Genomic DNA, 6417 nt, shown 5'->3' on the forward strand with positions numbered 1-6417 from the left:
TGTCAGCGGCCCGGGTCAGCGGGCGCGCCGTCGGCACGAGGCGACATCAATTCTACGACCTCGCGGGCCGCTTCGGGCACGGTGCTGTTGACGACGGCGAAATCGAACTCGTCCTGCGCGGCCAGCTCCACCTTCGCGGTGGCCAGACGGCGCTCCTGCTCCTCCGCGCTCTCGGTGCCGCGGCCGACCAGCCGGCGGACCAGCTCGTCCCAGCTCGGCGGCAGGAGGAAGACCAGCCGCGCGTCCGGCATCCGCTCGCGCACCTGGCGGGCACCCTGGATGTCGATCTCGAGCATCACCTGCCGGCCCTGCTCCAGCGCGGCGTCGATGGGGCCGCGGGGCGTGCCGTAGCGGTGAGCGTTGTGGACGACGGCGTACTCGAGGAACTCCCCCGCCGCGACCATCCGGTCGAACTCGGCGTCGTCGACGAAGTAGTAGCTGACGCCGTCCACCTCGCCCGGACGCGGGGCCCGGGTGGTGGCCGAGACCGAGAGCAGGACGTCCGGGTAGTTCTCGCGGATGTAGGTCGACACGGTGCCCTTGCCGACCGCGGTCGGACCGGCGAGGACGAGCAGGCGGTTGCGGCCGGGGCGGCGCTGCCGCGACTCCCGCTCCTCGAGGAACGACGCCAGGCCCTCGACCTGGCGCCGGCCGAGCCCGCCGAGGCGCTTCGACTCGGCGATCCGCAGCTGGTCCATCACCCGGGGCGTCTTCACCACGCCGAGTGCGGGCACGGCGCGGAGCAGCTCGCTGACGCGCATCCGCCCCTCGACTCCGAGCGGCTCGGCCTGGGCCGCCGCGAGCACGGCGGTCGCGGGGCGGCGTCCGGCGGCGACGGCCTTCTTGACGGCGGCGCGGGCACGGCGCGCCGCGATCGCGGCCTCGGAGGCGGCGCGCCGGTCGACCTCGGGCGGCGAGGGACGGCGCACGGCCTCCGGGCGCGAGGAGGCGCCGGGATCGGGGCTGACGGTTTCAGCGGACAAGGGTCTCCTGGATGTCGGTCGCGCGGCGGGTGATCTCGGCCGCGATCCCCGAGGGGCCGGCGCCGAGCACGCTGCGCGACTCGCTGACGATGGTGGCGGCGCTCAGCGCGCCGAACAGCCGCTGCGCGTCCGCGACGGCTGCGCCCTGGTGGCCGAAGCCGGGCGCGAGCACCGGAAGTGCGGGGTGCAGCGGCTCGTCGATGCCGATGCCGAAGTCGCCCAGGGCGACAGTGGCGCCGAGCACCACGCCGACCGAGCCGATCGACGCGCGAGCGTGAGCGTCGTTCCAGGATGCCACGTCCGCCACGACCGCGCGTGCCACGGTGGATCCCGCCCGGCCGCCGTCCTGCACGAGGGCGCGCTGCACGGGGCGGGCCTCGGGGTTGGAGGTGGCTGCGAGGACGAACACGCCCTTGCCCGCCTCCTCGGCGAGGGTCAGCATCCCCTCGAGGGAGCCGAGCCCCTGGTAGGCCGCCGCGGTCATGGCGTCCGCCTCGAGCGGCGAGCCGGGCCGGAGCCACGCCTCGGCGTAGGCGGCGACGCTCGTGCCGATGTCGCCGCGCTTGACGTCGGCGATCACCAGCAGTCCGGCCTCGCGGGCGTCGGCGAGCACGCGCTCGAGCGCGGCGTAGCCCGCCGAGCCGTGCCGCTCGAAGAACGCGATCTGCGGCTTCACCACGCCCGCACGGCCGGCCGCCGCCTCGACGACCGTTCGGCCGAAGCTCTCGAGCCCGGCCGCGTCGTCGGCGAGGCCCCACGCGTCGAGCAGGTACGCGTGCGGGTCGATCCCGACGCAGAGCCGGCCGTGCGCGGCGAACGCCGCCTCGAGGCGCGAGCCGAAGGAGGCGGTGCCCGCCGCGCCGCCGCTCACGCGGTGCGCTCCGCGCGGCGCAGGGCGTAGTCCTGCAGGCTCGTCACCTCGAAGGGCTCGTTCGCCGCGTCGAGCGAGGCGACCGCGGCCGCGAGCTGGGCGATCGTGGTGAACAGCGGCTTGTCCGCGGCGACCGCGGCGGCGCGGATCTCGTAGCCGTCGGCGCGGGTCGCTCCTCCGCTGGGCGTGTTGATCACCACGTCGACCTCGTCGCGGGCGATCAGCTCGACGATGGAGGGCGCGTCGCCCTCGGCGGTCTCGCTGTACTTGCGGACCACGCGGGCCTGGATCCCGTTGCGGTTCAGCACCTCGGCCGTGCCCTCGGTCGCGAGGATGTCGAAGCCGAGCTGGCGCAGGCGCAGCGCGGGCAGGACGATCGAGCGCTTGTCGCGGTCGGCGACCGAGATGAAGACGGTCCCGCTCGCCGGCATGCCGCCGTAGGCGGCGTCCTGGCTCTTCGCGAAGGCGCGCGGGAAGTCGCGGTCGATACCCATGACCTCGCCGGTGGAGCGCATCTCGGGCCCGAGCAGCGAGTCGACGATCTGGCCCTCCTTGGTGCGGAAGCGCTTGAACGGCAGGACCGCCTCCTTCACCGCGATGGGAGAGTCCATCGGGACGTCGGAGCCGTCGCGCTCGGGCAGCAGGCCCTCGGCCTTCAGCGCGGCGATGGTCTCGCCCACCATCAGGCGCGACGCGGCCTTCGCGAGCGGGATCCCCAGCGCCTTCGACACGAACGGCACGGTGCGCGAGGCCCGGGGGTTCGCCTCGAGCACGTAGAGCACGCCCTGGCCGATCGCGAACTGGACGTTCAGCAGTCCCCGGACGCCGACGCCCTGCGCGATCGCGAGGGTCGCCTCCCGCACCTGGTCGATCTGCCGGCGGCCGAGCGTCACCGGCGGGAGCGTGCACGCCGAGTCGCCGGAGTGGATGCCGGCCTCCTCGATGTGCTCCATCACTCCTCCGATGTAGAGCTGCTCGCCGTCGAAGAGCGCGTCGACGTCGATCTCGATCGCGTCGTCGAGGAAGCGGTCCACCAGCAGCGGGTGCGCCTCGTCGATGATCCCCTCGCCGGCCATCCGCTCGAAGTAGTCCTCGAGCTGGGGCGTGCCGTAGACGATCTCCATGCCGCGCCCGCCGAGGACGAACGACGGACGGACGAGGACCGGGTAGCCGATCTCCACCGCGACCTCACGGGCGCCGTCGAGGTCGGTCGCGATGCCGTTGCGCGGAGCGAGAAGCCCCGCCTCGTCGAGGATCCGCGAGAACGCGCCGCGCTCCTCCGCGAGGTCGATGTTCGCTGGGGTGGTGCCGAGGATGGGCACGCCGGCCGCCTCGAGGCCCGCGGCGAGCCCGAGCGCCGTCTGGCCGCCCAGCTGCACGACGACGCCGACGAGCTCGCCGGACTGCGACTCCGCGTGGATGACCTCGAGCACGTCCTCGAGAGTCAGCGGCTCGAAGTAGAGGCGGTCCGAGGTGTCGTAGTCGGTCGAGACCGTCTCGGGGTTGCAGTTGATCATGATCGTCTCGAAGCCCGCGTCCGAGAGCGCGAACGAGGCGTGCACGCAGGAGTAGTCGAACTCGACCCCCTGGCCGATGCGGTTGGGGCCGGAGCCCAGGATGACGACCTTGCGGCGGTCGGCGGCGACGACCTCCGTCTCCTCGTCGTACGAGGAGTAGTGGTACGGCGTCAGCGCCGGGAACTCGCCCGCGCAGGTGTCGACGGTCTTGTAGACCGGGCGCACGTCCAGCGCGTAGCGGGTGCGGCGGACCTCCGCCTCGTCGAGCCCGCGGAGCTCGGCGATCTGCGCGTCCGAGAAGCCGTGGTCCTTCGCCAGGCGGAGGAGTCCGGCGTCGAGGCCGTCGTGCTCGCGCACCAGGTCGGCGATCTCGTTGATCAGCACGATCTGGTCGAGGAACCAGGGGTCGATCTTCGTGGACTCGAACGCCTGCTCGACCGTGGCTCCCAGGCGCAGCGCCTGCTGCACGGTGACGATGCGGCCGTCGGTCGGGGTCCTCGCGATCTCGAGGAGCTCCTCGACCGAGCGCTCCTGCGCGCCCCAGTGGAACGACGAGCCGCGCTTCTCGAGCGAGCGGAGCGCCTTCTGCAGCGCCTGCGCGTAGTTGCGGCCGATCGCCATCGCCTCGCCCACCGACTTCATGGTCGTGGTCAGCGTCTTGTCGGCGGCCGGGAACTTCTCGAACGCGAACCGCGGGACCTTCACGACCACGTAGTCCAGCGTCGGCTCGAAGCTCGCCGGCGTCACCTTGGTGATGTCGTTCGGGATCTCGTCCAGGCGGTAGCCGATGGCGAGCTTCGCGGCGATCTTGGCGATCGGGAAGCCGGTCGCCTTGGAGGCGAGGGCGGAGGAGCGGGAGACGCGCGGGTTCATCTCGATCACGATGATCCGGCCGTCCGCCGGGTCGATCGCGAACTGGATGTTGCAGCCGCCGGTGTCCACGCCCACGTCGCGGATGATCCGGATGCCGATGTCGCGCAGCTTCTGGTACTCGCGGTCGGTGAGGGTCAGCGCCGGTGCGACGGTGATCGAGTCGCCCGTGTGCACGCCGACGGGGTCGACGTTCTCGATCGAGCAGACGACGACCGTGTTGTCGGCCGTGTCGCGCATGAGCTCGAGCTCGTACTCCTTCCAGCCGAGGATCGACTCCTCCAGGAGAACCTCGGTGGTGGGGCTCTGGTGCAGGCCGTCGCCGACCATCCGCACCAGCTCCTCGCGGGTGTAGGCGAAGCCGGAGCCCAGGCCGCCCATGGTGAACGACGGGCGGATGACGAGGGGGTAGCCCAGGTCCTCGGCGTACTCGATCGCCTCGTCGACGGTGTGCGCGATGTAGGACTTCGCGACGTCGGCGCCCGCGTCCAGCACCAGCTGCTTGAAGATCTGGCGGTCCTCGCCGCGGTTGATCGCCTCGAAGCTCGCGCCGATGAGCTCGACGCCGTACTTCTCGAGGATCCCGAGGTCGTGCAGCTGGATGGCCGCGTTCAGGGCCGTCTGCCCGCCGAGGGTCGGCAGGATCGCGTCCGGCTTCTCCTTGGCGATGATCGCCTCGATCGCCTTGGGCGTGATCGGCTCCACGTAGGTGGCGTCGGCGAAGTCGGGATCGGTCATGATCGTCGCCGGGTTGGAGTTGACGAGGATCACGCGCACCCCCTCGGCGCGCAGCACGCGGCAGGCCTGGGTGCCGGAGTAGTCGAACTCGACGGCCTGTCCGATGACGATCGGGCCGGAGCCGATGACCAGGACGCTCTGGATGTCTTCCCTGCGCGGCATTACTTCTGCTCTCCGATGCTGCTGGTCGTGGGGATGTCGGTGGGCTCCGAGGCCCCGCGCCCGGCCGTGCGCTGCACGACCATCTCGCGGAAGCGGTCGAAGAGGTGGTTGGAGTCGTGCGGGCCGGCCGCCGCCTCCGGGTGGTACTGCACAGAGAAGGCGGGGATGTCGAGGCAGCGCAGGCCCTCCACGACCGAGTCGTTGAGGGAGTAGTGGCTGACCTCGACGCGGCCGAAGCCCTCGGGCGAGTCCAGCTCGCCCTCGATCGGCGCGTCCACGGCGAACCCGTGGTTCTGCGAGGTGATCTCCACGCGGCCGGTGAGCTTGTCGAGCACGGGCTGGTTGATCCCGCGGTGGCCGAACGGGAGCTTGTAGGTGCCGAAGCCGAGAGCGCGCCCCAGCAGCTGGTTGCCGAAGCAGATGCCGAAGAACGGCAGGTCGGCGCGCAGGGTGGTGCGCAGCAGCTCGACGTGGCGGTCCGAGGCCTCGGGGTCGCCGGGGCCGTTGGAGAAGAAGAGCGCGGACGGGTCGAGCGCGAGCACCTGCTCGGCGGTCACCGACTCGGGCAGCACGTGGACGTCGAAGCCGCGCTCCGCGAGGTAGTTGACCGTCGAGGTCTTCACCCCCAGGTCGATGACCGCGACCGAGCCGACGCGCTCGCCGCGGGCGGGCACCGTGTACTGCTCGTCGGTCGAGACCGAGGAGGAGAGGTTGAGCCCCTGCATCTGCCGGCCGCCGAGGACCAGCGCGAGCTGCTCCTCCTCGGGGAGGGCGAGGTCCTCGCCGGAGAACACGCCGGCGCGCATCGAGCCGGCCGAGCGGATGTGGCGGGTGATCGCCCGGGTGTCGACGCCGGAGATCCCGACGATGCCGTCGGTCTCCAGGTCGTCGCCGAGGGAGCGCTGCGCGCGGAAGTTGGAGACGACGCGGGAGGGGTCGCGGACGACGTAGCCGGCGACCCAGATGCGGCGAGACTCCATGTCCTCGTCGTTGGTCCCGGTGTTGCCGATGTGGGGCGCGGTCTGCACGACGATCTGGCCGGCGTAGCTCGGGTCGGTCAGCGTCTCCTGGTAGCCGGTCATGCCGGTGGCGAAGACGATCTCGCCCAGGGTGCGGCCTCGGGCGCCGTAGGCCTGTCCCCGGAATCGTCGTCCGTCCTCGAGGACGAGGACGGCGGTGGGTTCGGTGCTGAGGCGTGTCGTTGGCACGGACTAGGAGCCCTTCTGGGTCGTGTCGGGACCGCCGTCGGCGGCTCCGGGGTGGGAGGGGGAGGAAC

Annotated in this window: 4 protein-coding genes; all 4 read right to left on the minus strand. The window is 71.8% G+C overall.

Features of this window, described 5'->3' with window-relative positions:
* Positions 1-2 precede the first annotated feature (2 nt).
* Genes gmk through carA form a run of 4 tightly spaced genes read right to left on the minus strand, consistent with a single transcriptional unit; the run spans position 3 to position 6349 of the window.
* A complete protein-coding gene (gmk, locus tag C5C50_RS06560; protein WP_104354723.1) occupies positions 3-929 on the minus strand; it encodes a guanylate kinase in 927 nt (308 codons plus the stop codon).
* A 43-nt stretch (positions 930-972) separates the two neighbouring features.
* The gene (gene pyrF, locus C5C50_RS06565; protein ID WP_104268620.1) at positions 973-1854 is read right to left on the minus strand and encodes an orotidine-5'-phosphate decarboxylase; all 882 of its coding nucleotides are present in this window, start codon (positions 1852-1854) and stop codon (positions 973-975) included.
* Positions 1851-5141: a carbamoyl-phosphate synthase large subunit gene (carB, locus tag C5C50_RS06570; RefSeq protein ID WP_104273132.1), complete on the minus strand. Its 3291-nt coding sequence runs from the start codon at positions 5139-5141 to the stop codon at positions 1851-1853. The genes pyrF and carB overlap by 4 nt, the downstream gene beginning before the upstream one ends.
* Entirely contained in the window at positions 5141-6349 is a 1209-nt protein-coding gene (carA, locus tag C5C50_RS06575; protein WP_104225321.1) for a glutamine-hydrolyzing carbamoyl-phosphate synthase small subunit, read from the minus strand. The genes carB and carA overlap by 1 nt, the downstream gene beginning before the upstream one ends.
* Positions 6350-6417: the final 68 nt, after the last annotated feature.

The organism is Rathayibacter sp. AY1D9, from assembly GCF_002932395.1.
Classification (GTDB): Bacteria; Actinomycetota; Actinomycetes; order Actinomycetales; family Microbacteriaceae; genus Rathayibacter.